The sequence below is a fragment of the Lysobacter oryzae DSM 21044 genome (assembly GCF_059568595.1).
Window position 1 is genome coordinate 650,056 of the sequence record NZ_JCANTQ010000008.1, and the last position, 23,761, is coordinate 673,816.

A 23,761-nucleotide genomic window follows, 5' to 3' on the forward strand; every position below is an offset into this window, starting at 1 on the left:
GCCCATCCCTTTCCCACTCCGGCCGATTTCCATGCCCGCCACCGATTTCGAAACCACCCAGATCGAAGCCGCCGTCTTCCGCCGGCTGCGCGACCACCTGCTGCAGGAGCGTCCGGACGTCCAGAACATCGACCTGATGATCCTTGCCGGCTTCTGCCGCAACTGCCTGGCCGACTGGTACCGCGAAGCCGCCGAGCACCGCGGCATCACCATGACCAAGGACGAGGCGCGCGAAACCGTTTACGGCGAGCCCTTCCCGCAATGGAAGGCCAAGCACCAGCGCGAGGCCTCCCCCGAACAATTGGCCGCGTTCGAGGCGGCGCAGCGTTTGCATAAGGGCTAGACCTCCGACCTCGATGCAGGGGACCGGCATGGATGCGCCCGGATCACATCGCTGCCGGTAGGCTTTCTCCGAGCTTGAGGAACCTGCACGACAGGTACTGCGACAGGCCATGTTCTGGATCGCGCTGCCAATTTCGATGGTGTACCTGGGGCTTTGCGGCTTCATGTACGTGCGGCAGCGGGACCTGGTGTACTGCCCGGACGAAACCCGGGTGGAAGCCGGCCAGACCAACTTCTCCCTGGTCAATGGCGACGTCACCTTGCGGGGCTGGGTGGTCAATCCCGGCCGCAGGCGCGCCCTGGTCTACTTCGGCGGCAACTCCGAGCCGATCCACCTCAATCGCTCGAGCTTCGCCCGCTGGTTCCCGACGCACACGGTGTACCTGGTCTCGTACCGGGGATTCGGGGCGAGCGAGGGCCAGCCCGACGAAGAGAGCCTCGCCAGCGATGCCCTGGCGCTGTTCGACCATGTCCGCCAGGCGCACCCGCGCATCGGCATCGACGTGATCGGCTACAGCCTGGGCTCGGGAGTGGCCGCGCATGTCGCCGCCCGCCGGCCGGTTCGCCGCCTGGCGCTGATCACCCCCTACGACACCCTGACCAACGTCGGCCAGGCGCGCTACCGCTGGCTGCCCATACGCCTGCTGGCGCGCGACCGGTATGACTCGGCGTCCAACCTGAGCCGCCGTACCGGCCCGACCCTGGTGGTGCGCGCCGGCAAGGACAAGGTGATCCCGGCCACCAGTACCCAGCGCCTGATCGAAGCCTTGCCGCGTCGACCGCAGGTGCTGGAGCTGCCCAATGCCGAGCACGGCGACGTGGCCATGGCTCCGGGATTCGCGAAGACGCTCAAGACGTTCTTCGCCGTGCCTTCGCGCACACCGGGTCCCCCCGCCTCCAAGACCCAACGCCCGAACGTAACCCTGGCCCGGAGAAAGTCGACATGATCAACCAAGGCGAATGCCCCAAGTGCGGAAAGCGGTTGCTGCATGTCCGCATAGAGAGCGTATTCGGGCAGAACAACGGCAACGACGACATCCGTTGCCTGAGCTACAGCTGCATCCACTGCAACATGGTGCTCAACGTGCAGCTCGATCCGCGCGCCAAGCCGCGGCGCAAGACGGCGAGCGCGGCGGCCGTTGTCGAACGCGTTGTCTGAAGAATTCCCACGACCGACCTACCTGACCGGCTGCGCGTCCGCCGGACGTAGCGGTGCCGGACACCGTTTCAAGTTGGCGGGCATGGGCAACGGACACTGCGTGCAGCATCGCTGTGGCTGGATGCCCAAAGTAGTCAACGCGCCGCTGGGTGCCGGCAACGGCTTGAGCTTCATCAGCGCCACCCAGTCCTGACGATTGAAACTGCACGGTTCTTCGCTGCGCGGCTGACAGGCGCCCGTGTTGGCGGCGCGACGAGGCAGGGCCCAGATCGCGCCCGTACGGTTGAGTGGCAGCACCCGCATGGTCACGCCCTGGAGGATGTTGCCTCCCACCAGGTAAAGCTTGCCGTCGCCCCCGGGACTGGCGGCGACGACGATGTCGCAATGCATGTTGATGCCGTCGCCCGAGCCGCTGGCGAGGAATTCGCGAAACCCCTGCGCACCCAGGTCGAAACGGCCGCGCGAGAAGCACAGCAGGTCCCCGGCCGCAGGATTCGCGGACTCCGGATCAGCCAGGCGATAGGGCGATGCCTCCGGATATCGGTAGGCATCGCGAATGTAGTCGATGTGGCTGGCCGAGGGATTGAATCCCGGCACCCCTGCGCGGTTCATGACGAAGGAGACGAACACGGCCGACCACGGCGTGTCGCTCAGGAACGCCCGGCACGAGGCGCTCTGTATATGGCTGCTCGCGGCATACCCACAATCCGCTGCGCCGGGAAAGTTGGACATTTGCGGCAGCAAGCCGCTGCCCTTCCAGTAGTCGGCGACGCGCTGCCACGCGGGCGTGGTTCCATCCTGGAGGCGGAGCCGTTCGCTTTCGGAAACGGTGATGCTCGCCAGTCGCCCCTGTGTGTCGATGAAAGGTCCGTACCACAGGGCATTTTCGGTGCAGGCCACCTGCGCGATGCGCGCGGCGTAGGTGGGCGGCGACTGGGGAATCTGGGTGCACACCGGCCCTGCGGCCATACCTGCGGGACATAGCGCCATGCAGGCAAGAAGCACGGGAACGGTGCGGTACGCGAAGCGCGCGATGCCTGGCGCCCAGTTTCGTCCCGGTCCGTTGCCCATGGCGACCTCCGTCAGGTTCCCGCGCAGAACCTCGCATAGTCGATGTAACCGGGGAATTCACGGCCCGGCGCACACACCACGCAATCGGGATCCGGACGCAGGCGGGTCTCTCGGAAGCGCATGGCCAGCGCATCGAAATTCAGCAGGCGCCCGCTGAGTGGGGTACCGATGCCCAGGATCAGCTTGACCGCCTCGGTCGCCTGGAGCAGGCCGATGACGCCGGGCAACACGCCCAGCACGCCGGCCTCGGCGCAATTGGGAGCCGCTTCCGGCGACGGTGGTTCGGGGAACAGGCATCGGTAGCACGGAGCGTCGCCGCGCCGGCGTCCGGCGTCGTACACGCTGACCTGCCCTTCGAACCGGTGCACGGCACCATACACCAGCGGCTTGCCGAGTTTCACGCAGGCATCGTTGAGCAGGTAGCGCACGGGGAAGTTGTCGGCGCCGTCGATCACGACATCGGCATCGGCGATCAGGCGCTCGACGTTCGCGGCCGTGATGCGCTCTCGAAAGGGCTCTACCTGCACACGGGGATTGAGCGCCGACAAGGCGATCCCCGCGGATTCGACCTTGGCCATGCCGATGCGTGCGTCGGTGTGCAGGATCTGTCGTTGCAGGTTGCTGCGGTCCACCACGTCGTCGTCGGCGAGGACGAGCGTGCCGATGCCTGCAGCCGCCAGGTAATACGCGGCGGGCGAACCCAGTCCACCCGCCCCCACCAGCGCGACGCGCGCGGCTTCGAGTTTGCGCTGCCCCGCCTCGCCGACTTCCGGAAGCCGGAGATGGCGCGAATAGCGATCGTAAAAGTCGCCATCCACCGCGGGCCTGGTCAGGGGCAGGTCTTCCGCGATCCAGCGCGTCGTACCCCCGTCCACCGAGGCCAGGTTGGTGTATCCGGCCGCCTCCAATGCCTGCGCGGCTTTCATGGAACGCCCGCCGGATTGGCAGATCAGCAGGATCTCCGCATCGATCGCGGGGAGGCTGGCCGCTGGGTCGGCCTCCAGCTCCGCACGCGCGATCCCGAGGGCACCTGTCGCGAAACCGCCGGCACGCTCGTGCGCCTCGCGCACGTCGACCAGGACCGCACCGGCGCCTAATCGGCGCAGTGCATCGGCGGGAGAAATCACTGCGATGGCCATGCCTGAATTATCCGCGCGCGGATCGGGCAACGCCAATCGCGCCGCTCAGTACAGCGGGATTACTTCAACCACCTCGCCCGCCGCGTAGCTCCGCGGGCCTTCCGGCACCACCACCAGTGCATTGGAGTCCGCTGCCGCACGCAACCGGTGCGAGCCGGTGGCGGCGTTGGCTTCGACGTGGAGAGCACCGTTGGCGCCGCTGAAAAGGCGCGCGCGGAGGAATTCCCGGCGTGGGTGTAGCTTGTCGAGCGGCGCCACCAATTGGGCGCGCCACGCCGGTCGCGGGTCGTTCCGGCCTTGGAGGCCATCGATGAGGGCACGGCCGAACGTGAGGTAGGTCGCCAACACGGAAACCGGATTTCCAGGAAGGCCCAGCACCTGCGCCTGGTCGAGCGTGCCGAAGAGCAACGGCATGCCCGGCTTCATTTTCACTTTCCAGAAGTTGATCCGGCCAAACTGCGCCAGCACGCCGGGCAGGTGATCCTTCTCACCCGCGGAGACACCACCCGCGGTGATGATCAGGTCGAAGGCGCATCCGGCATCGCGCAGCGCGATCTCCACCTGCCGCGGATCGTCGGGCAATCGTGGCCAGGCCGTGGGTTCCAGGCCATCGGCGCGCAACAGTCCCATCAGCAGGTCGCGGTTGCTGTCGTAGATCTGCCCGGGCGCCAACGGCATGCCGGGTTCGACCAGTTCATCGCCCGTCGTGAACACCGCCACCGTCGGCCTGCGCGATACCTGCAACGAACCAAGCCCGAGGGACGCCGCGAGCGAAACGCGCGCTGGCGTCAGGAGTTCACCCTCGTCCAGGACGCGGTCGCCAGGCCGCACGTCCTCGCCCGCGAAGCGCACATTCGCACCCGGCGCCGTGCGCGGGACGAGCACGGTCGCGCCTTCGAGCCGGCAGTTTTCCTTGATCGCGACAGTGTCCGTGCCGGGTGGCATGGGCGCCCCCGTGGTGATACGAACACACTCGCCCTCGCCCGGGGCGAGATCGCCGGCGATACCGGCGAACTGCTCACCGGCAAGCCGCAGGCGCGTCTGCTCGCCCTGGAGGTCGGCGTGGCGGAATGCGAATCCATCCATCGCGCTGTTGTCGAACGCCGGCAAGGCCATTGGCGCATCGAGCTGCTGCGCCAGGATGCGGCCGTGGCAGCGCGGGAGGGCCAGCGTTTCCATCGCGAGCCGGTGCCGCCCGGCGACCTCGCGCAGCAGTGCCATGGCGTCGTCGAACAGCAGCCCGGTTGCGAACTCAGCCATTTGTCATCCCCGCCGCACGCAGGTCCTCGGGAGTATTGAGGTTGCCGAAGCGTACGCCCGCCAAACGCACCCCCGGCATGCCGAGGCGTGCCTGCAGGATATGCACGGCGGTCTCGTTGCTGCGGATCATCGCCGTGGCGGCAACCGCTGCGGCAGCCACGTTCCACAGCGCCACCAGCGGCTGCGGCCCCTCGTCATCGATGGCGAAAGCGCCAGTGCCGGCGGCTCCAGACACCAGACTGGGCAACAGGCAATCGTTGACGCCGACCAGGTCCACCGGCAGCGTCAGCATCCAGGGAGTGCGGCACCGCGCGAAGAGTGCGTCCAGGCCCGCAATGGGGCCGAGGTCGTCTGCGGTCCGGTCCGGAACGGCCAGCAGGCCGGCGTCCGCGTAGCGTGCGAGTTCCCGGTTGGCGCTGACCAGTGCGCCGCATGTCTCGTCGGCGAAGCGGCGCTGCCACCGGATCACCTGCGCAACGCCGCCGCGCTCGAGCCAGGCCTTGTCGACACCGCCCAAGCGCGTGGCGCGGCCACCCGCGAGGATGCCCAGGGTGAGTTCGCCTTGGGTAATAGGCGATGTCACGGCGAGAGGCCTGCGTACGCCGGGCACACGGATTGCCGCTACTTGTTCCGCTTCACGTGGCGGATCATGCGCCGCTTGCGCGCCACCTGCCGTTCCGTCAGCACGTTCTTCTTGCCTTCGTACGGATTGGTGCCTTCCTTGAATACGAAGCGCACCGGCGTACCGACGAGCTTGAAGCGCTTGCGGAAGAAATTCTCCAGGTAGCGCTTGTAGCTGTCGGCGAGGGTGCGCAGGCGCGTACCGTGGATGATGAAGGTCGGCGGGTTGGTGCCCCCGGGGTGCGCAAAGCGCATCTTCGCCACATGCCCGCGCACCACCGGCGGCGGATTGGTTTCGTACGCGATTTCCATGGCCTTGGTGACTTCGCTGGTGCCCAGCTCGGTGGTCGCGGACTTGTGCGCGCGATGGATCGCCTTGAACAGCTCGCGCAGGCCGGAGCCGTGCTTGGCGCTGATGCGCACCGCTTCCGCCCAGTCGACGAAGGCCAGCTTGCGCGTCAGCAGGTTCTCGGTCTGCTGGCGCTGGTAGTCGGTCTGGTTGTCCCACTTGTTCACGGCGACGACCAGTGCGCGCCCGGCATCCAATGCATAACCAAGCACGCTGGCGTCCTGGTCGGTCACGCCTTCGCCGGCGTCCAGCATCACCACGGCGACCTGACACTCTTCGATCGCGGCCAGGGTCTTGACGATCGAGAACTTCTCGACCGCCTCCTCGACCTTCGACTTGCGGCGCAGGCCGGCGGTGTCGATCAGCCGGTACAGCCGGCCGTCGCGCTCCATGTCGATGGAGACCGAATCGCGGGTCGTGCCGGGAACCTCCGAGGCGATCATGCGTTCCTCCCCCAGCAGGCGGTTCACCAGGGTCGATTTGCCCACATTGGGACGGCCAATGAAGGCGACCCGGATGCGGTCGGGATCGTTATCCAGTTCGACTGCGCTACCGGCCTCCGGCAAACGCTTCTGGATGTCGGCGAGCAGCGCGTCCAGGCCCACGCGGTGGGCGGACGAGATCGGAATGACGTCGCTGAAGCCATAGCGGGCGAATTCGGCCTTGGCGGCGCCGGCATCGAGACCGTCGGTCTTGTTCACCACCAGTACGGTCGGCCGGTCGGCCTTGCGCAGCCATTGCAGGATCTCGTCGTCGAGGGCGGACGGGCCTTCGCGGCCGTCGACGATGAAGAGCACGAGATCGGCCTCCTCGGCAGCGGCGCGGGCCTGGCGCGCGGTGGCGCCCGCCAAACCCTCTTCCTCGCCCGCGATGCCGCCGGTATCCACCACAGCGAAAGGACGCTGCCCTTCAGGGCGGCATACGCCGTAGTTGCGGTCACGGGTCACGCCGGGCTGGTCGTGCACCAACGCGTCGCGGGTACGCGTCAGGGCGTTGAAGAGCGTCGACTTGCCGACATTGGGGCGGCCCACCAGGGCAACGAGGGGAAGCATGCAAACCTGCCAATCAAGAGCGGATCGAGGGATGAACCTGCGAATCGCGCAAACAATAACCCCGGCCGCGGGCCGGGGTCATGGAAAAGCCAAAACGGCGGTTATTGGCCGAGGCGGAAGGCGGCCAGCTTGCCGTCGACGTCCTGGGCCACGAGGATGCCATCCGCAACGACCGGACTGCCGCGAAGCGCATCGCCGCTTACGCGGGCGCGGGCCGCCAGTTCACCCGTATCGAGCTTCATCCAGTGCAGGTAGCCGTCATAGTCACCGACTACCGCGTAGTCACCCTGCACCACCGGCGAGGTGAGCAGGCGCCGCGCGAGCGCAGGCTGCTGCCAGAGGGACGCACCATTGCTCTTGTCGAGCGCGTAAACGCTGCCCGCCGGATCGGCCACGATCAGCCGGTCGCTGGCGACGCCCAGGCGGCCCACGCCACCGAACTGACTCGCCCAGATGCCGCGACCGGTCGGCGCATCGATCGCCACGGTCTGCTTCTTGAAGCTGGTGGCATAGATGGTGCTGCCTTCCAGCACCGGCGTACCGTCGACGTCGGCCAGGCGATCCAGTTCGCTACGGCCTTCCTGCGATCCTACTGGCAGGGTCCAAAGCGTGTGGCCATCCACGGCCGACAATGCGGTCACGGTGCCGTCGTCATTGCCGGAGAACACGTAGCCCGGTCCCAGCACCACCGCGTCGTTGCCGCGCAGGCTCAGGACGGGCACGTCGTAAGTCCAGAACCAGCGACGTTCGCCGGTCGAGGCATCGAACGCAGTGACGTGGCCGTCGTTGGAGCGGACGAAGACGCTGCCCAGCCCGATCGCCGGCGCGGCAATGACCTCGGCCGGGACCTTGGCCTGCCACTTTTCCGTACCGGTCGCCGCGTCCAGCGCGATCACCTGTCCATCGAGACCGCCGATGACCACCAATCCGTCGCCCGTACCCGGGCCGCCGGACAGGCGAAGCTTGCTGGGGTAGTGCCAGATCGTCTTGCCGGTCTGCAGGTCGAGCGCCCGTACGCCGCCGTCGACGGCTGCCGCGTAGACCCGGCCGTCGCCCACGACCGGCCCTTGGCGAACACCGACCCGGCCCTCGCCCTTGCCCGCGCTTTCCGACCAGATCTTGGCGACGGAAACCGACGGCGTGAAATCGGTCAGTGCGGCCGGCTCGTTCGGCTTTTCCTTCTTGCTGCCAAACCAGCCCTTGACCGTGGAGCAACCGCCCATGGCAAGCACGCACAGCAACAGGGCGGAAGAACGCAGCAGGACGGTCGAGGCCGGCATGCGATCGGGCGAACTCATGTTGGACGTCATCAGGACTGGCTCTCGGTCTTGGGGGGCGTACCGCCGGCTTCGGTCAGCTTCAGTTCGAGCACGCGGCGCTGCGGCGTACCGACCTTCGCCTTGAGCAGGGACTTGCTGTAGCTCTCGCGGGCCTGCTCGCGCTGGCCGAGCGCCATCTGCGCGTCGCCCCGTATCTCGAGCGCGGCCTGGGAATCGCCATCGGAGACCAACTTCAAGGCGGCATCGGCCTGCTTGCTTTCGATCAGGAGGCGGGCAAGGCGCTGGTTGACGATCGCCGCGATCGCAGGATCGTCGACCTTGATGGCGCGTAGCGTGGCGACCGCCGCATCGACCTGCCTGGCGGCGACCTGCGACTTGGCCAGTTCGAGCTGGGCCAACGCGCGGAAGATGCCTTCGGGCACGGCTTGGATCTTGCCGGCTGCAGCCTTGTCGTTGGCCTGGATGGCATCGATGGCGGCCTGGTAGTCGCTGGCGGCCTGGGATTGTTTCGCGGCCTGGTGGCGCTGCCACCACTGCCAGCCCCCGATGGCGGCAAGTCCAAGCGCGATGCCGAAAACAAGTGCGCTGCCATTGCGACGCAGCCATTCGCGGACGCGTTCGCTCTGTTCGTGTTCGTCTAGAAGTTCGTCGATCGCCATGGAGTCTCGCCCCGCCTTCGCAGGCAGGGTTCATCAGGAAACCGGCTGCTCGCCGGTGGGAAGGGCCGACCCGCGACGCGGGTCAGTTGGCGACCGGCGCGAGGGAACCGTCAGAGGATAGCGTAAAGCGCGCCACATTCGCGCGGCTGAATGGTTCCAGGTCGACTGCTGCGCCGCCGCGCTTCACTTCCACGGCATCGATGTTGCCGAGCTTGATGCGACCTACTTCGCCGATCTTGTAGCTGCGCTGCTGGCCCGCCGTGAGCAAGCCGCGCTCGAGCACCTGCTGGTTATCCGGGCCAAGGATCTCGACCCAGCTGTCGCCCGTGAAAGTAATGGTCAGTGCGGCGGCCGCCTGCGGCGCCGCGGGGAGCGACGCGATCGAGGCCACCAGCGGCGTACGCTGCTGGGAAACCGGCCGCTCGGGCGCAGCCCGCTCTTCGACCTGGGCCGTGGTGGCGGGCACGTCGAGCGATTGCACCGCCAGATCATTGCTGCCGAAGTGCGAGCGCGTTCCGAGCCATACCGGCACCGCGATCGCCGCCGTGATCGCCACATAGATGGCGCGCCGACCGACCTGTTCGGCGAATCGTTGATAGCCCGGAGTGTGCGTGTGGCTGACGAGGGTCGAAGGGGCCACCGAGGCCACGGGTGTCTGCTCGATGTAGGGCTCGATGTCTACCCCAAGCAGGCGTGCATAGCTGCGCAACTGCCCCCTGACGAATACCGGCGCCCCAAGCGCAGCCCAGTCGTCGGCTTCAAGATTGGCCACCGCGCGCACCGTCATGCGCAGCTGCGCAGCCGCCTGTTCGATGGACATCCCAGCGGCTTCTCGCGCCTGCCTGAGGGCAGCGCCACAGCCCGCACCGATGCCCGGTACTGCCTGCTCGGAATACGTCATTGCCTGCCACCATCCCCTATAGCGGAGTTCCGTGCTTCCGGTGCATCGGGGAACTCCGTCTTCAGTCGCGAAACGTAGCGCTCAGCCGCAGAGCTGTCGCCGAGTTTTTGTTCAATTTGTGACGCAAGCAACAACGCCTTGGCATCCGCTGGTGCCACAGCGAGACGCCGTTCCGAAAATGCACGGGCTTCGAACGCGTCGCCGGCGCGGAACTCGCGCTCGGCAAGCGCGCCAAGCGCCAGTGAGTTCTGCGGATCGAGTTCGACCGCGCGGCGCAGCGCCTGCTCGGCCCGTTGCGGTTGTCCCGCCTTGCCGGCACATACCCCCGCATTGGCGACGATCAGGGACGAATCCTTGTAGCTCGGCAGTGCGAGCGCCCGATCGAACCAGGACAGGGATTCAACGGCCCGACCCTGTTCGCACAGCCAGATTCCGTAATTGCCCAATACCCCGCCATTGGTGGGGGCGAGTTCTGTTGCGCGCAGGTAGTGCGCTGCCGCGCCCGCCGCGTCGCCGGTTTCGTCCAAGGCGATAGCCAGATAGGTATGCGCGTCGACCGAGCCAGGATGCCGCTTCAGGATGGCCGAGGCCGAACGCTTTGCCGCGGGAAAGTCGCCTTCTGCAAGATTCCGCGCCACTTCCACGAGCGCGCGCTGCTCGATCGCCGCTTCATCGCGCGCCTTGTCCTTCTTTTCGCTTATGCGATTGACCGCCGGTTCAATGTGGTGGTCCCTACCCAGGCTCGTGCGCACGTAGCTCCCGCCGCCGCATCCGCCTACTGCAAGCAGGGCCACGCAAAGGGCGGGAACGAGTGCGTCACGCAGCCGCATCACCGGCTCCCTGTGCCACCAGGCGCTTGCGGAATTCGGCTTGCCGGCGTGTGCGGTCCATCACCTGACCCTTGAGCTGACCGCACGCCGCATCGATGTCATCGCCGCGGGTGCGCCGCACCGGGGCAATCATGCCGGCGTTGTTGAGCAGTTTCTGGAAGCCCCGGATGGCTTCATCGTCCGGGCGCTCGAAGCGCGTACCGGGGAATGGGTTGAACGGAATCAGGTTGACCTTTGCGGCATCCTTCATCTGTACGCGGCGGTCGAACTCGCGCATCAGGCGGATCAGCTCGCGCGCATGCTGCGGCTGGTCGTTGACGCCCTTCATCAGGGTGTATTCGAACGTCACCGACTCGCCCTTCTTGCGCAACGCGTAGCGTACGCAGGAATCCATCAGCTCGGCGATCGGGTACTTCTTGTTCAGCGGCACCAACTCGCTGCGCAGCTCGTCGTTCGGAGCATGTAGCGAGACAGCCAGCGAAACGTCGCTCTCGGCCGCAAGGCGGTCGATCATGGGCACCATGCCAGCAGTCGACAGCGTCACGCGCTTGTTGGCCAGGCCGTAGCCGAGATCGTCGCGCATGATGCTCATCGCGCGCACGACGTTGTCGAAGTTCGCCAGCGGCTCACCCATGCCCATCATCACCACATTGGTGAGCTTGCGCTGCTGGTGCGGGACGTTGCCGAGGTGGCGGGCGGCGATCCAGACCTGGCCGATGATCTCCGCCGTCGACAGGTTGCGGTTGAAGCCCTGCGTCGCGGTCGAGCAGAACTGGCAGTTGAGCGCGCAGCCCACCTGCGACGACACGCACAGCGTGCCGCGTCCCTTGTCCGGGATATAAACGGTCTCGATCGCGTTCTTGGGATCCATGCCGAGCAGCCACTTGTGCGTGCCGTCGGTGGATTCCTTGTCGAAGATGAGCTGCGGCGCGTGCACGACGGCGCGCTCCTCAAGCTTGGCGCGCAGCACCTTGCCCAGATCGGTCATCTCGGCGAATTCGGTGACGTAGCGGTGGTGGATCCACTTCATCACCTGGTGCGCGCGGAATTTCTTCTCGCCGAGTTCTTCCTCGAAGAAGCGCTCAAGCGATACGCGGTCGAAGTCGAAGATGTTGGTCTTCGACTCCGACGGCGCGGCCTTGCCCACAGACCCGCGCAGGGCGGCCGACGTCGCATCGTCGGCTGCGGCGCCGGCGGGAACGAGGTCGATGGCGATGTCGCGGGTCTGGTTCATTGCGTCACTTCAAATCAGCGGGAGTAGACGTCGGTCGCCGGGAAGAAATAGGCAACTTCGATCGCCGCGTTTTCCAGCGAATCCGAGCCATGCACCGCATTGGCGTCGATGCTGTCGGCAAAGTCGGCGCGGATGGTGCCCGGGGCGGCGTCCTTGGGGTTGGTGGCGCCCATCAGGTCGCGGTTCTTCAGCACGGCGCCTTCGCCCTGCAGGACCTGGATCATGACCGGGCCACTGATCATGAACTCGACCAGCGCGTTGAAGAACGGACGCTCGCGGTGCACGGCGTAGAAGCCTTCGGCCTCATTACGCGAGAGCTGCGTCATCTTCGAGGCGACGACCTTCAGGCCGGCCTTCTCGAAGCGCGAATAGATTTCGCCGATGACGTTCTTGGCGACGGCATCGGGCTTGATGATCGAAAGGGTGCGCTCCAGCGCCATGGGAAATATCTCCGGATAGGCGGGCCGCGGAACACTCCGTGTTCGCGCCCGAGAATAACAGAAAAACCCGCGTCGAATCGCGGGTTTAGCCAATATGGCTGGGGCAAATTCTAGCCCAAGTAGCGATCCGATTGGAGAACTTTTCGCCAACGGGCGGTTGACGTGCGGTGCCGTATGGTTCTAGCCTGAAACAGTTGTTTGAATCGTCCTTTGAAACGACTGCTGGTGTCCCATGGCCACGCCCCACCCCTTTTCCACCAAGGACCGCATTCTCGGCGCCGCCGAGGAGCTCTTTGCCCAATTCGGATTCGCTGGCACGTCGCTACGCCAGGTCACGAGCCGGGCGGATGTGAACATCGCCGCCGTGAACTACCACTTCGGTAGCAAGGAGAACCTCGTCAACGAGGTTTTCCGTCGGCGCATGGACGAGATGAGCCAGCAGCGGCTGAACGCGCTGAAGGAGGCCCAAAAGGACCATCCGGGGGAACTCGAGCCCATCCTGGCCGCGTTCGTGGAACCGGCCTTGGCGATGGCGCAGGATCGCCACAACGGCGCGTTCGCTCGGATGATCGCCCGCGCATATGCGGAAAAGAACGATGCCCTGCGCCGGTTCCTGTCCGAGCATTACGGCCATGTACTGCGCGAATTCGCCAAGGCCATAACCGCCTGCCTACCCGCGCTGAGCAAGGAATCCCTGTATTGGCGCCTGGACATCGTGGTCGGGGCGCTGACCTATGCGATGGCCGATTTTGGCCTGATCAAGCGCCCCGCCGGCGTCACCGAGGCGGCGCATCGCGAACGCGCCGCTCGCGAGCTCATTGCCTTCGCTGCGGCCGGCTTCCGCAGCGCCTGAGGCGGGCGGACAACATTTTTCGCTTTAACGCTCCGAACCGAAAGCGGGCTATCTGCTCGCGCATAATCAAGGACTTGTAATCCATGTCTAAGAAACTACTTGTCCGGCGTGCGGCCGTGCTGGGCGCTGGCGTGATGGGCGCACAGATCGCGGCCCACCTGACCAACGCCGGCGTCGACACGGTGCTGTTCGACCTGCCGGCAAAGGAAGGCGACCCCAGCGGCATCGCCACCAAGGCTGTCGCCAACCTCGCCAAGCTCAGCCCCGCCCCGCTTGCCGACAAAGCGCTGGCCGAGCGCATCGTCGCGGCAAATTACGAAACCGGCTTGGAACTGCTGACGGGCTGCGACCTGATCATCGAGGCCATCGCCGAGCGGATGGACTGGAAGCAGGACCTCTATCGGAAGATCGCGCCGTTCGTGCCGCCGCACACCGTGCTCGCATCCAACACCTCGGGCCTGGGCATCAACGCCCTCGCCGAAGTGCTCCCGGAGGAACTGCGCCATCGCTTCTGCGGCGTGCACTTCTTCAACCCGCCCCGTTACATGCACCTGGCCGAACTGATCCCGGCCCGCACCACCGATGCTCCGGTGCTGGAGGGCCTCGAGGAGTTCCTGACCACCACGCTCGGCAAGGGCGTGGTCTACGCCAAGGACACTCCGAACTTCATCGGCAACCGCATCGGCGTGTTCTCGATGCTGGCTGCCATGCACCACACCGAGCAGTCCGGCTTGGGCTTCGACACCGTCGACGCGCTCACCGGCCCCGCCATCGGCCGTCCGAAGTCGGCGACCTACCGCACGGCGGATGTGGTCGGCCTGGACACCATGGCCCACGTCATCAAGACCATGGCCGATACGCTGCCGGACGATCCTTGGCACCAGTATTTCAAGGCACCGAAGTGGCTCACCGGACTGATCGATAAGGGCGCGTTGGGACAGAAGACCGGTGCGGGCTTCTATACCAAGAAGGGGAAGGACATCCTCGTTCTTGACCTGAAGGCGCAGGACTACCGCGCTTCCGCCGGCGAGATCGATGCCGATGTCGCCGCCCTGCTGAAGGAAAAGGATCCGGCGAAGAAGTTCGCCGCGCTGCGCGCCAGCGAGAATCCCCAGGCGCAGTTCCTGTGGGCCTGCTTCCGCGACACCTTCCATTACACCGCCTACCACCTGGAATCGATTGCGGACACCGCGCGTGACGTCGACTTCGCCATCCGTTGGGGCTACGGCTGGTCGCTCGGTCCGTTCGAGACCTGGCAGGCCGCGGGTTGGAAACAGGTGGCGGAGTGGATCGCGGACGACATCGTGAAGGGAGCCGCGATGAGCAGCGCGCCGCTGCCGGACTGGGTGTTCGACGGCCGCGACGGCGTTCATGGCACCGCGGGCAGCTACAGCCCGGCGCACAAGGCGATGGTGCCGCGCTCGTCCCACCCCGTTTACGCGCGCCAGCGCTTCCCGGATGCACTGATCGGGGAGAAGTTCTCGCAGGGCCGGACCGTGTACGAGAACGACGGCGTGCGCATGTGGGTCGACGAGGGTGACGACATCGCGGTGGTGGGCTTCAAGACCAAGCTGCACACCGTCAACGACCACGTGCTCAATGGCCTGCAGGAAGCGGTCGCAATCGCGGAGCGGGACTTCCGCGGCCTCGTGATCTGGCAACCGAAGGAGCCCTTCTCGGCCGGCGCGGACCTGCAAGGCGCGCTCGGCCTGCTGCAAGCGGGTGACATGAAGGGCTTCGAAGCCATGGTCGCCAACTTCCAGGCCACCAGCCAGCGCATCAAGTACGCCCAGGTACCTGTTGTCGCCGCGGTGCGCGGCCTTGCGCTGGGCGGCGGCTGCGAATTCCAGATGCACGCAGCGAAGACAGTGCTGGCGCTGGAAAGTTACATCGGTCTGGTGGAGGCCGGCGTGGGCCTGCTTCCGGCCGGCGGCGGCCTGAAGGAATTCGCGGTGCGTGCATCGGAAGCCGCTGGCCCGGGCGGCGACGTGTTCGCACAGCTCAAGACCGCATTCGAAAGCGTCGCGATGGGCAAGGTCTCGACCTCGGCGTTCGAAGCCAAGGCGCTGAAGGTGGCGCGCGACTCCGACGTGGTCGTCTTCAACGCCTTCGAACTGCTGCATGTTGCCAGGCAGCAGGCGCGCGCGCTCGCCGAGTCCGGCTACCGCCCGCCCCTGCCGGGGCGCCGCATCCAGGTCGCCGGTAACGTCGGCATCGCCACCTTCAAGATGATGCTGGTGAACATGCTGGAAGGGCGCTTCATCTCTCCGCACGACTACGAGATCGCGACCCGCATAGCTACCGTGATCTGCGGCGGCGAAGTGGACCGCGGCACCCTCGTCGACGAGGAATGGCTGATCAAGCTGGAACGCGAACACTTCGTCGCCCTGGCGCAGATGCCAAAGACGCAGGAACGCATCGCCCATATGCTCAAGACCGGCAAGCCGCTGCGCAACTGAGCGACGACACAGGAATCACGACCATGATCAAGCAAGTCCAAGAAGCCTACATCGTCGCCGCCACCCGCACCCCGGTCGGCAAGGCCCCGCGCGGCGTGTTCCGCAACACCCGTCCCGACGACATGCTGGCGCACGTGTTGCGTAGCGTGGTCGCGCAGGCGCCGGGCATTGACGTCAACCGTATAGACGACGCCATCATCGGCTGTGCCATGCCCGAAGGCGAGCAAGGCATGAACGTCGCGCGCATCGGCGCGCTGCTGGCCGGCCTGCCCAACACGGTGGCCGCCCAGACGATCAATCGCTTCTGCTCGTCGGGCCTGCAGGCTGTCGCGCTGGCCGCGGACCAGATCCGCCTGGGCAACGCCGACCTGATGCTGGCGGGCGGCACCGAGTCGATGTCGATGGTGCCGATGATGGGCAACAAGGTCGCACTTTCGCCGAGCGTGTTCGCCAACAACGAAAACGTCGCCATCGCGTACGGCATGGGCATCACCGCCGAAAAGGTCGCCGAGGAATGGAAGGTCTCGCGCGAGGACCAGGATGCCTTCGCCCTTGCTTCGCACCAGAAGGCGATCGCGGCGATTCAGTCCGGCGAATTCACCAACGAGATCACGCCATTCGAAGTGATTTCGCACCTGCCCGACCTGGCCGGCAATGCGATCCGCCTGAAGAAGACCCTGGTCGAACTCGATGAAGGCCCGCGCCCGGACACGACGCTTGAAGGTTTGTCCAAGCTGAAGCCGGTGTTCCGCAACGGCCAGTTCGGGGGCACGGTGACGGCCGGCAACAGCTCGCAGATGTCGGACGGCGCAGGTGCCGTGTTGCTCGCCTCGGAGCAAGCGGTGAAGGACTATGGCCTGACGCCGCTGGCCCGCTTCGTCAGCTTCTCGGTCGCCGGCGTGCGTCCGGAAGTGATGGGCATCGGTCCGATCGCGGCGATTCCGAAGGCGCTCAAGCAGGCCGGCCTGACCAAGGACCAGCTGGACTGGATCGAACTCAACGAAGCCTTTGCCGCGCAGGCGCTGGCCGTCATCCGCGATACGCAACTGGATCCGGCCAAGGTCAACCCGCTCGGCGGCGCGATCGCGCTGGGCCATCCCCTCGGTGCAACGGGCGCGGTTCGTACTGCCACCATCGTCCATGGCTTGCGCCGCCGCCAGCAGAAATACGGCATGGTCACGATGTGCATCGGCACCGGCATGGGTGCTGCCGGCATTTTCGAGTCCTTGTAACCTTACGATGGAACTGGCACGGCGGCGCCTGCGGGCGCCGTCTTGCTTTCGGCGCCGCCCTCAGGCCAGTCGCGCACCGTTCGGTACCTGCCGCTCCACGGTGGCAATCACCACGCCTTCGTCGGTATGGAAGCCCGTGAGCAGGAACTCGGATACGAAAGGTCCCACCTGTTTGGGCGGAAAGTTGATCACACCGATGATCTGGCGCCCCACGAGGTCGTTGGCGCGATACAACGATTTCACCTGCGCGCTCGTCTTGCGCACCCCGTGCGCCCCGAAATCCACCCAGAGTTTCCACGCGGGCTTTCGCGCCTCGGGAAACTCCTCCACCTTCAGGACGGTGCCGGCGCACAGCAGCACCTTCTCGAAGTCGCTCCACTCGATCATGTCCACCCCGTCGCGCTGGCTCACGCCTGCCTCCACGGCCGCGGGCAGGCCCGCTCGTTGCGATCTGTGACCGCTGCGGCGGAATGGCTGACAGGAGGTCTGGACATGGGCCGCGGGCCCGGGTGTGATTGCGGCATCGAGGAGGCCCCATGGAAATCCATTACGCAGACAAAGCCTATCGCAAGCGGGCGCTATGGCTGCTTGCCGGCATCGTGCTCATGTGCGGCGTGCTGCTATGGCAGCTGCAGCTGTGGCTCGCACACCTCACCGTGGAGCTTGGCAACAGCAGCCCGGAAACGGTGCGTGCTTGGTTGCGCTGGCTGCTGTCCAGCCTCGGCGTGGCCTTGGCAATGCCCGCGTTTGGACTTGGCCTGACACTGCGCCGGATGGCATTTGCGTCGCGCATCGAGGGCCGGTTTCCCCCTGCCCAGTGGAAGACCATGCGCGATGTCCGCATATTGCGGGATGCGACCGGTCTGGCATGGGCGCGCCGTGTTGCAGCGGCGGGCACGGTGGTCCTGGCGCTCGGGGGCTCGCTGATCGGCTGGTCGATCTGGGCGTGGTGGCGGTTCGCGGGTTGACTCTCGCGAAGGCAGCACCCGCCGCCTTGGCGGGTGGATTACTGGAGGTCTTCGACCCCAAGCTCGTCCAGCGCGTTCTGCATCATGCGGCGCGCCGAGTCGCTCAACTTCTCGTGGTCCAGCGCGTAGCGGATCGTCGCCTCGATCAGGCCGATGTGCGTGCCGCAGTCGAATCGGGTGCCCTTGAACCGGTAGGCATTCACCACCTCCTCGGTCAACAGCGTGGCGATGGCGTCGGTCAGTTGTATCTCGCCGCCTGCTCCAGGCCGCGTGGACTCCAGCAACTCGAAGATGCGCGGGCTCAGCACATAACGCCCCACCACCGCGAGGGTGCTGGGCGCCGCCTCGGGCTTGGGCTTCTCGACAATCCCGGTGATCCGGCCCTGCCGGTTCGCGAACGATTCGGTCGCGACGATCCCGTAGCTGCCCGTCTGCTCGCGCGGGACATCCTGCACCGCAATCACGCTCGACCCCGCGGCTTCGGCCGCGTCCGCCATCTGCTTGAGTGCACCCGCGCCGCCGCGGTTCCAGATCAGGTCGTCCGGCAGGACCACGGCGAATGGCTGGTCGCCGACGATTGCCTTCGCGCACAGCACCGCATGCCCCAAGCCGAGCGCTTCGGCCTGGGTGACGAAGACCGCCCGCACATGCGGCGGCAGCACGTTGCGGATCAGGCCCAACTGCTCTGACTTGCCCGAACGCTCGAGCTTCTGCTCGAGCTCGTAGGCCTTGTCGAAATAGTCGGCAACTGCGTGCTTGTACCGGTTGGTGATGAAGACCAAGGTGTCGCAGCCCGCTTCGACAGCTTCGTCAACGGCGTACTGGATCAGCGGCTTGTCGACGATTGGCAGCATCTCCTTCGGCACCGTCTTCGTGGCGGGAAGGAAGCGGGTACCGAGCCCTGCAACCGGAAAGACTGCAGTGCGAATGCGGGTCTGCTTTGGAGCGGGAGACATCAAACCTTCCTGACGCTACGGGTGGGAAATGCGACCACGGTAGAGGCCGGTTGTTGCACGCCATGCGCGCCAATCGGCTCGAATTCCGGCACCGCGGCGCGCAATTGCAGTTTCAACGCTTCGACGTCGTAACGGCCACTCGCTTCACGCAGTTGCGCGATCGCGTTTTCAATGGTCTGGGCAGCCACTTGGCGCGGCTCAGCCTGGAGGATCTTCGGGTGCGCGGTCGGGCGATAGCGCTCGTCCGCGTGGAACAGCGTCTCGTGCAGTTTCTCGCCCGGTCGCAGGCCGGTGTAAACGATGGCGATATCACGGCCGGGCTGTTTCCCGGCGAGACGGATCATCTGTTCCGCCAGCATGCGGATCGGTACCGGCTCGCCCATGTCCAGCGTGTAGATCGCTTCGTGCGTGCCGATCGCGGATGCCTGCAGGATCAGTTGGCAGGCCTCGGGAATCGTCATGAAGAAGCGAGTCACTTCCGGATCCGTCACGGTGACCGGGCCGCCCATGCGGATCTGCTCGCGGAACAGCGGCACGACGCTCCCGGCGGAATCAAGCACATTGCCGAAGCGGACTGTGACGAAGCGGGTGGAGCGGTGGTCGGCCAGCGACTGGCAGGTCATCTCCGCCAATCGCTTGGTGGCGCCCAGCACGTTCACCGGGTCCACCGCCTTGTCGGTGGAAATAAGTACGAACGTGCCCACGCCATGCTCGCGGCATGCGTGCGCGACCGTACTCGTCGCCAGCACATTGTTGCGCACGGCTTCGCGCAGTTGCGCTTCCAGCAGCGGTACCTGCTTGTATGCCGCGGCATGGAACACCGCGTCGGGCTCGGTGGTCGCCAGAGCGTGGCCGATGAGTGCGGCGTCGCCGCAATCTCCCAACAGAGGAACGCATTCGATGTCCGGGAAGTCGCGACGAAGCGTGGCCTCGGTCGTCGTCAACGCGATTTCGTCGATCTCGATCAGCACGATCCTGCGCGCGCCATGCCGGGCACATTGGCGGCACAACTCGGAACCGATCGAGCCACCAGCACCTGTCACCAGCACAGTACGCGCGCCCAGCCACCCGCGGATCGACTTCCAATCGGGCAATACGGGCTTGCGCCCGAGCAGGTCCTCGATCGCCACTTCCTTGAGCTCGCCCGGAAGCGAACGGCCTTCCAGTACGTCCTGGAGCCGGGGGACCATGCGGAACGGCAGTCCGGTGCGCTCGCAAGCTGCCAGCACACGCTGCATTGCCACTGCATCGGCCGAAGGCATGGCGATGACGAGGAGCTTGGCTGCGGTTTCCCGCGCAATCTCGGCGACGTCCTGGACGGTGCCGAGCACGGGTACACCCTGCACCTTGCTGCCGCGCAGAACGGAAGCGTCGTCAAGGAAGCCCACGGGTTGGTAGTTGCCGACGCGCCTCAGGTCGCGGACCAGTGCCTCGCCGGCGCGCCCTGCTCCGAGGATCAGGGTGCGAACGTTGCCCTCGCGTCCCCGACCTTCGACGCGGCTGTCCTTCCAGGCGCGGTAAAGCAGTCGCGGCGCGCCGAGCAAGGCCATCAGCGCGAGCGGATAGAGCACCAGCACGGTGCGGGGCACCATGTCGAGGCGGTTGTACAGGAACAGCCCCAGCAGGATCGCGAAGAGGCCGAGCACGCTCGCCTTCACGATATTCCAGAGGTCGGGGACGCTGGCGAATCGCCAAAGGCCGCGGTAGAGCCCGATCTGCCAGAACACGAGGCCCTGCGCGGCCAGCACCAAGGCGATTTCCGTGCTCCAGAGCGACGTTTCAGGTGGATTGCTGACCATGCCCCAGCGCAGCCGGTGCAGGCACTGCCAGACCACCCAGACCATCATCAGGTCGTGCAGCACCACGGCCTGGCGCGGCAGCAGGCTCTTCCATCGTTCGAACCAGGAACTCATTTCCTGCCCTTCCCTTTCGCCGCTGCCTGCGGCTCGATTGTCGGACCTGTTGAATAGGAGTGTTGCAGCCAACCCCAGAGGGCGACCGTCGTTCCCAGCCAGACCGCGCACCAGATCGCCATCTGCCTCTCGTCCACCGCCCCCAACCGCCAAGCCAGCCACCAGGCACCAGCGGTCCAGCCTGCGTACACCAATGTCACGATTGTGTGAGTTCCTGCACCTGTCGCCCAGCGCTGGTAGGCATGCTGGGCGTGGGCGCTCCACCAACGCTCGCCGCGAAACACCCGGCGCGCCAGGGTCAGGCCGCTGTCGATCAGGAAGGCCGACAAGGGCAGCAGCAACAGCAGGCCGCGCGAGGTTCCGGTGGCGATGGCGATGACCAGCAGGCACGCCAAGGCGAATCCAAGCGCCCCGCTGCCCACGTCGCCCAGGAAGATGCGAGCTCGCGGGAAATTGAACGGCAGGAATCCCAGGCAGGCGGCAGCCAGCGCCAGCGCCAGCCAGGACCAGCCACTGCCGATCACAAACGCCAACCCAAGCGCGACCAGCACCGCCTGGGTCGCGGCGATGCCATTGATGCCGTCCATGAAGTTCCAGACGTTGGTGAGCACCATCACTGCCGCGAAGGCCAGCACGGCGATCCCAATGCTTCCCCAGGTTCCCGCAACGGCCAGCGCGAACAGGCTTGCCGCGAGCGCCTGTACGGCCAAACGCAACCACGGGGACAGCGGCCGGTGGTCATCGGCCATTCCGATCCCCGCAATCAGCGACAACCCCGTCAGGAATCCGACGACCAGGACGATCTGTTGTGGGTTTCGCCAACCGATCACGCAGCCGGCGATCAACAGCGAGATGACCACGGCGACGCCTCCGCCGCGCGGCGTCGGCACTTCGTGGCTGCGGCGCTCGCCCGGGTGGTCGATCAGGTCACGCTCGATGGCGTACTTCCGCGCCAGCCAGGTTCCGACCAAGCCGATCGCGAAATGCAGGAAGAGCCAAAGGAGCATCGGCTCAAACCACCGCGTAATTCAGCAGCGGCTTGACGGTGCCCCACTCCTTGCAACTCGGGCATTGCCAGTGGTGGCTGCGCGCGCCGAACCCGCAGCGGGTGCAGCGGTAGCTCGGGTTGCGCACCAGCAGCTGGTCGGTGATGTGCTTTAGATCGTGCAGCGTCGCCAGCGGATCGGCCTGCTCCGCCAGCGTGAGGTCGATCAGCGCGGCCTCGCCACGCACCGAGGGGCGATCCTTGAGTTGGCGCGCCAGGTAGGCACGAGCGGCTGAAACGCCTTCATCGGCTTCGACCATCTGGGTGAGTGCAAGCACCGGCGAAATGCCGCGATAGTGCTCGCACATCTCCGCCAGGAAAGCCCTGGCACCCGGGTGATCGCCTGCGCGTTCGTACGCCGGCAGCAACGAGGGCAATATTTCGGGGAGGTAGTCCGGATCAGCCCTGGCCACCCGCTCGAATGCGCGGATTGCGCCGGGATCGTTGCCGGCATCCAGTTCGATGCGGCCTTCGATCATGCCCGCGCGCACGGAGTTCGCGTCGGCTTCGTAGGCACGGGCCACCGCCGCTCGCGAGGCATCGGTGTCGCCCGAGGCACGCTGGCGCTCGGCCACCTCGCATTCGAACTGAGCGATCAACTTTCCCATCGCCTCGCCCGTGGCGGCCTCGTAGCGGCGCGCGTTCTCGATCGCCTTGTCCCAGTCGCGCTCCGACTGGTAGATCCCGATCAGGTGCTTAAGTGCGAGCGGGGCCATGTCCAGGGCCACGAGATCGCTGAAGACGGTCTCCGCGCGATCCAGCAGACCCGAGCGCATGTAATCCTCGCCCAGCGCCAGCAGCGCCTGTACCTTCTGCTGGTCGCTCAGGCCGGGCCGCTGCACCAGCGCCTGATGAAGGCGAATCGCTCGATCGACCTCGCCACGACGGCGGAAGAGATGTCCGAGCGCGACCTGCGTCTCGAAGGTGTCCTTGTCGAGTTCGGCGATGTGCAGGAACAACTCGATGGCCTTGTCCGGCTGCTCGTTGAGCAGGTAGTTGAGCCCGCGGAAGTAGGTCATGGACAACTTGCTGACCTGGCTGTCGCTATGGCGCTCACCGCCGCGGCGGCCGATCACCCAGCCGCTGATCGCGGCAATCGGCAGAAGAAGGAAGAACCAGAACCACTCGTTGATGAATTCCATCGTCAGGTTCCAGTGTTGGCCGGGGAAACGACTTGACGCTCAATGCGTGCAAGCCGGCGCCGCAGTGGCAGGGCGACGCTCGCAGCAATGGCGAGCCCGCCGATCAGGACGCCAAGCAACAGCGCGACGAGCATGGCGACGCCCAGGGTTGTCGGGATGCGCACGGCACCCAGGTCGACGATGGTCGCTTCGCGGTTGAGCGCACCTACCACCGCGCCCAGCGCGATGCACGCGATTGCAACCAGCAGGCGGATTACGCGCATGACGCCCTCCGAACGGCCCTTGTCGTCATCGAATTAGCTTAACGGACGCAAGGCGCCGGCGCGATGCGCAATCGCGGTCGATTGATGCGAGCGCATCGGAAATCCCCGTGCCGCGCGGACGTGCCGCCGGACGTGCCGCTGTCAATCGTTCTCTTCGACCGGGGTCACGCCGCTGACGCGCTCTCGCAATTCCTTGCCCGGCTTGAAGTGCGGAACGTGCTTGCCAGGCAAAGCTACCGACTCGCCGGTCTTCGGGTTGCGGCCCAGGCGAGGCGGACGGAAATGGAGGGAGAAACTGCCGAAGCCGCGGATCTCGATCCGCTCTCCGCTGGAGAGCGCGCCGCCCATCATTTCGAGCAGTGCCTTTACCGCCAGATCCACGTCGTCGCCTTTCAGGTGCGCCTGACGCTGCGACAGGATCTCGATCAGTTCGGACTTGGTCATGACGTGGCTTCGCTCCCCTGACTTCCGGGCGGACGCACCCCACTGCGCCCTCCTCTTTCGATCCGGACCGGGCCGGATCGTCTTACAGACCGAAGGCGACCCGGCATGCCGGGCCGCCCTCGTTGTTTCAACAACTTACCTCAACAGGG

At 66.0% G+C, this 23,761-nt stretch carries 25 protein-coding genes; 7 read left to right on the top strand and 18 right to left on the bottom strand.

Going from position 1 to position 23,761, the window contains the following annotated elements; translation table 11 throughout:
* The first annotated feature begins 31 nt into the window (after positions 1-31).
* From BP05_RS03190 to BP05_RS03200, 3 genes are all read left to right on the top strand, one after another.
* Positions 32-343: a DUF1244 domain-containing protein gene (locus BP05_RS03190; protein ID WP_496360344.1), complete on the top strand. Its 312-nt coding sequence runs from the start codon at positions 32-34 to the stop codon at positions 341-343.
* A 109-nt stretch (positions 344-452) separates the two neighbouring features.
* Complete coding sequence (locus tag BP05_RS03195; protein ID WP_496360346.1) at positions 453-1,289, top strand: alpha/beta hydrolase; 837 nt, start codon at positions 453-455, stop codon at positions 1,287-1,289.
* Positions 1,286-1,501, top strand: a complete 216-nt coding sequence (locus BP05_RS03200) for a hypothetical protein (protein ID WP_496360348.1) — start codon at positions 1,286-1,288, stop codon at positions 1,499-1,501. Before BP05_RS03195 ends, BP05_RS03200 begins: the two co-directional genes overlap by 4 nt.
* 18 nt (positions 1,502-1,519) lie before the next feature.
* Here the strand turns inward: BP05_RS03200 and BP05_RS03205 are convergent, their stop codons facing one another.
* The 11 genes from BP05_RS03205 to ndk all read right to left on the bottom strand — a co-directional run bounded on the left by BP05_RS03205 (position 1,520) and on the right by ndk (position 12,337).
* A complete protein-coding gene (locus tag BP05_RS03205; RefSeq protein ID WP_496360350.1) occupies positions 1,520-2,572 on the bottom strand; it encodes a DUF2272 domain-containing protein in 1,053 nt (350 codons plus the stop codon).
* Between the two features lie 11 nt (positions 2,573-2,583).
* Positions 2,584-3,711 carry a molybdopterin-synthase adenylyltransferase MoeB gene (gene moeB, locus BP05_RS03210; protein WP_496360352.1) on the bottom strand — a complete coding sequence of 376 codons (1,128 nt, stop codon included), beginning with the start codon at positions 3,709-3,711 and terminating at the stop codon, positions 2,584-2,586.
* Positions 3,712-3,756: 45 nt separating this feature from the next.
* Positions 3,757-4,971: a molybdopterin molybdotransferase MoeA gene (locus tag BP05_RS03215; RefSeq protein ID WP_496360354.1), complete on the bottom strand. Its 1,215-nt coding sequence runs from the start codon at positions 4,969-4,971 to the stop codon at positions 3,757-3,759.
* Positions 4,964-5,554 carry an NTP transferase domain-containing protein gene (locus tag BP05_RS03220; protein WP_496360356.1) on the bottom strand — a complete coding sequence of 197 codons (591 nt, stop codon included), beginning with the start codon at positions 5,552-5,554 and terminating at the stop codon, positions 4,964-4,966. The genes BP05_RS03215 and BP05_RS03220 overlap by 8 nt, the downstream gene beginning before the upstream one ends.
* Positions 5,555-5,592: 38 nt before the next feature.
* Entirely contained in the window at positions 5,593-6,993 is a 1,401-nt protein-coding gene (gene der, locus BP05_RS03225; protein ID WP_496360358.1) for a ribosome biogenesis GTPase Der, read from the bottom strand.
* A 101-nt stretch (positions 6,994-7,094) separates the two neighbouring features.
* Positions 7,095-8,273: an outer membrane protein assembly factor BamB gene (gene bamB / locus BP05_RS03230; RefSeq protein ID WP_496360635.1), complete on the bottom strand. Its 1,179-nt coding sequence runs from the start codon at positions 8,271-8,273 to the stop codon at positions 7,095-7,097.
* A gap of 29 nt (positions 8,274-8,302) precedes the next feature.
* Positions 8,303-8,932 carry a YfgM family protein gene (locus BP05_RS03235; protein WP_496360360.1) on the bottom strand — a complete coding sequence of 210 codons (630 nt, stop codon included), beginning with the start codon at positions 8,930-8,932 and terminating at the stop codon, positions 8,303-8,305.
* An 82-nt stretch (positions 8,933-9,014) separates the two neighbouring features.
* A complete protein-coding gene (locus tag BP05_RS03240) occupies positions 9,015-9,833 on the bottom strand; it encodes a helix-turn-helix domain-containing protein (RefSeq protein WP_496360362.1) in 819 nt (272 codons plus the stop codon).
* Positions 9,830-10,663, bottom strand: coding sequence for a tetratricopeptide repeat protein (locus tag BP05_RS03245; RefSeq protein WP_496360364.1), 834 nt, complete (start codon positions 10,661-10,663; stop codon positions 9,830-9,832). The genes BP05_RS03240 and BP05_RS03245 overlap by 4 nt, the downstream gene beginning before the upstream one ends.
* Positions 10,650-11,897 (bottom strand): dual-specificity RNA methyltransferase RlmN, encoded by a 1,248-nt coding sequence (gene rlmN / locus BP05_RS03250; RefSeq protein ID WP_496360366.1) that lies wholly within the window; start codon positions 11,895-11,897, stop codon positions 10,650-10,652. Before rlmN ends, BP05_RS03245 begins: the two co-directional genes overlap by 14 nt.
* 14 nt (positions 11,898-11,911) lie before the next feature.
* A complete protein-coding gene (gene ndk / locus BP05_RS03255) occupies positions 11,912-12,337 on the bottom strand; it encodes a nucleoside-diphosphate kinase (RefSeq protein ID WP_496360368.1) in 426 nt (141 codons plus the stop codon).
* A gap of 232 nt (positions 12,338-12,569) precedes the next feature.
* Here ndk and BP05_RS03260 point away from each other — a divergent pair, with 232 nt between their 5' ends.
* The 3 genes from BP05_RS03260 (at position 12,570) to BP05_RS03270 (ending at position 16,881) form a co-directional block, all read left to right on the top strand.
* A complete protein-coding gene (locus BP05_RS03260; RefSeq protein WP_496360370.1) occupies positions 12,570-13,190 on the top strand; it encodes a TetR/AcrR family transcriptional regulator in 621 nt (206 codons plus the stop codon).
* An 83-nt stretch (positions 13,191-13,273) separates the two neighbouring features.
* The gene (locus BP05_RS03265) at positions 13,274-15,649 is read left to right on the top strand and encodes a 3-hydroxyacyl-CoA dehydrogenase/enoyl-CoA hydratase family protein (protein WP_496360372.1); all 2,376 of its coding nucleotides are present in this window, start codon (positions 13,274-13,276) and stop codon (positions 15,647-15,649) included.
* Between the two features lie 23 nt (positions 15,650-15,672).
* Positions 15,673-16,881, top strand: coding sequence for an acetyl-CoA C-acyltransferase (locus BP05_RS03270; RefSeq protein ID WP_496360374.1), 1,209 nt, complete (start codon positions 15,673-15,675; stop codon positions 16,879-16,881).
* A gap of 60 nt (positions 16,882-16,941) precedes the next feature.
* Here the strand turns inward: BP05_RS03270 and BP05_RS03275 are convergent, their stop codons facing one another.
* A complete protein-coding gene (locus tag BP05_RS03275) occupies positions 16,942-17,268 on the bottom strand; it encodes a tRNA-binding protein (RefSeq protein WP_496360637.1) in 327 nt (108 codons plus the stop codon).
* Positions 17,269-17,417: 149 nt separating this feature from the next.
* On the opposite strand from BP05_RS03275, the gene BP05_RS03280 reads away from it, so the two are divergent.
* On the top strand, positions 17,418-17,849 hold the full coding sequence (locus BP05_RS03280) for a hypothetical protein (RefSeq protein WP_496360376.1): 432 nt from the start codon (positions 17,418-17,420) through the stop codon (positions 17,847-17,849).
* Between the two features lie 38 nt (positions 17,850-17,887).
* On the opposite strand, the gene galU is transcribed toward BP05_RS03280, so the two are convergent.
* The 6 genes from galU to BP05_RS03310 all read right to left on the bottom strand — a co-directional run bounded on the left by galU (position 17,888) and on the right by BP05_RS03310 (position 23,612).
* Entirely contained in the window at positions 17,888-18,805 is a 918-nt protein-coding gene (gene galU / locus BP05_RS03285; protein WP_496360378.1) for a UTP--glucose-1-phosphate uridylyltransferase GalU, read from the bottom strand.
* Positions 18,805-20,718 (bottom strand): polysaccharide biosynthesis protein, encoded by a 1,914-nt coding sequence (locus BP05_RS03290; protein ID WP_496360380.1) that lies wholly within the window; start codon positions 20,716-20,718, stop codon positions 18,805-18,807. Before BP05_RS03290 ends, galU begins: the two co-directional genes overlap by 1 nt.
* On the bottom strand, positions 20,715-21,725 hold the full coding sequence (locus BP05_RS03295) for an MraY family glycosyltransferase (protein WP_496360382.1): 1,011 nt from the start codon (positions 21,723-21,725) through the stop codon (positions 20,715-20,717). Before BP05_RS03295 ends, BP05_RS03290 begins: the two co-directional genes overlap by 4 nt.
* A gap of 4 nt (positions 21,726-21,729) precedes the next feature.
* Positions 21,730-22,905: a lipopolysaccharide assembly protein LapB gene (gene lapB, locus BP05_RS03300; protein WP_496360384.1), complete on the bottom strand. Its 1,176-nt coding sequence runs from the start codon at positions 22,903-22,905 to the stop codon at positions 21,730-21,732.
* A 2-nt stretch (positions 22,906-22,907) separates the two neighbouring features.
* Positions 22,908-23,168 (bottom strand): hypothetical protein, encoded by a 261-nt coding sequence (locus BP05_RS03305; RefSeq protein ID WP_496360386.1) that lies wholly within the window; start codon positions 23,166-23,168, stop codon positions 22,908-22,910.
* A 141-nt stretch (positions 23,169-23,309) separates the two neighbouring features.
* Complete coding sequence (locus BP05_RS03310) at positions 23,310-23,612, bottom strand: integration host factor subunit beta (RefSeq protein WP_460734253.1); 303 nt, start codon at positions 23,610-23,612, stop codon at positions 23,310-23,312.
* Positions 23,613-23,761 lie beyond the last annotated feature (149 nt).

Excerpts from the sequence above, each read along its gene's own strand:
- bamB (WP_496360635.1), bottom strand. The coding sequence starts at position 8,273 with ATGCCGGCCTCGACCGTCCTGCTGCGTTCTTCCGCCCTGTTGCTGTGC.
- galU (WP_496360378.1), bottom strand. The coding sequence starts at position 18,805 with ATGTCTCCCGCTCCAAAGCAGACCCGCATTCGCACTGCAGTCTTTCCG.
- BP05_RS03195 (WP_496360346.1), top strand. The coding sequence starts at position 453 with ATGTTCTGGATCGCGCTGCCAATTTCGATGGTGTACCTGGGGCTTTGC.
- der (WP_496360358.1), bottom strand. The coding sequence starts at position 6,993 with ATGCTTCCCCTCGTTGCCCTGGTGGGCCGCCCCAATGTCGGCAAGTCG.
- rlmN (WP_496360366.1), bottom strand. The coding sequence starts at position 11,897 with ATGAACCAGACCCGCGACATCGCCATCGACCTCGTTCCCGCCGGCGCC.
- BP05_RS03310 (WP_460734253.1), bottom strand. The coding sequence starts at position 23,612 with ATGACCAAGTCCGAACTGATCGAGATCCTGTCGCAGCGTCAGGCGCAC.
- BP05_RS03290 (WP_496360380.1), bottom strand. The coding sequence starts at position 20,718 with ATGAGTTCCTGGTTCGAACGATGGAAGAGCCTGCTGCCGCGCCAGGCC.
- BP05_RS03215 (WP_496360354.1), bottom strand. The coding sequence starts at position 4,971 with ATGGCTGAGTTCGCAACCGGGCTGCTGTTCGACGACGCCATGGCACTG.
- BP05_RS03245 (WP_496360364.1), bottom strand. The coding sequence starts at position 10,663 with ATGCGGCTGCGTGACGCACTCGTTCCCGCCCTTTGCGTGGCCCTGCTT.
- BP05_RS03235 (WP_496360360.1), bottom strand. The coding sequence starts at position 8,932 with ATGGCGATCGACGAACTTCTAGACGAACACGAACAGAGCGAACGCGTC.
- BP05_RS03295 (WP_496360382.1), bottom strand. The coding sequence starts at position 21,725 with ATGCTCCTTTGGCTCTTCCTGCATTTCGCGATCGGCTTGGTCGGAACC.
- moeB (WP_496360352.1), bottom strand. The coding sequence starts at position 3,711 with ATGGCCATCGCAGTGATTTCTCCCGCCGATGCACTGCGCCGATTAGGC.
- BP05_RS03275 (WP_496360637.1), bottom strand. The coding sequence starts at position 17,268 with ATGATCGAGTGGAGCGACTTCGAGAAGGTGCTGCTGTGCGCCGGCACC.
- BP05_RS03190 (WP_496360344.1), top strand. The coding sequence starts at position 32 with ATGCCCGCCACCGATTTCGAAACCACCCAGATCGAAGCCGCCGTCTTC.
- ndk (WP_496360368.1), bottom strand. The coding sequence starts at position 12,337 with ATGGCGCTGGAGCGCACCCTTTCGATCATCAAGCCCGATGCCGTCGCC.
- BP05_RS03260 (WP_496360370.1), top strand. The coding sequence starts at position 12,570 with ATGGCCACGCCCCACCCCTTTTCCACCAAGGACCGCATTCTCGGCGCC.
- BP05_RS03205 (WP_496360350.1), bottom strand. The coding sequence starts at position 2,572 with ATGGGCAACGGACCGGGACGAAACTGGGCGCCAGGCATCGCGCGCTTC.
- BP05_RS03200 (WP_496360348.1), top strand. The coding sequence starts at position 1,286 with ATGATCAACCAAGGCGAATGCCCCAAGTGCGGAAAGCGGTTGCTGCAT.
- BP05_RS03280 (WP_496360376.1), top strand. The coding sequence starts at position 17,418 with ATGGAAATCCATTACGCAGACAAAGCCTATCGCAAGCGGGCGCTATGG.
- lapB (WP_496360384.1), bottom strand. The coding sequence starts at position 22,905 with ATGGAATTCATCAACGAGTGGTTCTGGTTCTTCCTTCTTCTGCCGATT.
- BP05_RS03270 (WP_496360374.1), top strand. The coding sequence starts at position 15,673 with ATGATCAAGCAAGTCCAAGAAGCCTACATCGTCGCCGCCACCCGCACC.
- BP05_RS03265 (WP_496360372.1), top strand. The coding sequence starts at position 13,274 with ATGTCTAAGAAACTACTTGTCCGGCGTGCGGCCGTGCTGGGCGCTGGC.
- BP05_RS03305 (WP_496360386.1), bottom strand. The coding sequence starts at position 23,168 with ATGCGCGTAATCCGCCTGCTGGTTGCAATCGCGTGCATCGCGCTGGGC.
- BP05_RS03240 (WP_496360362.1), bottom strand. The coding sequence starts at position 9,833 with ATGACGTATTCCGAGCAGGCAGTACCGGGCATCGGTGCGGGCTGTGGC.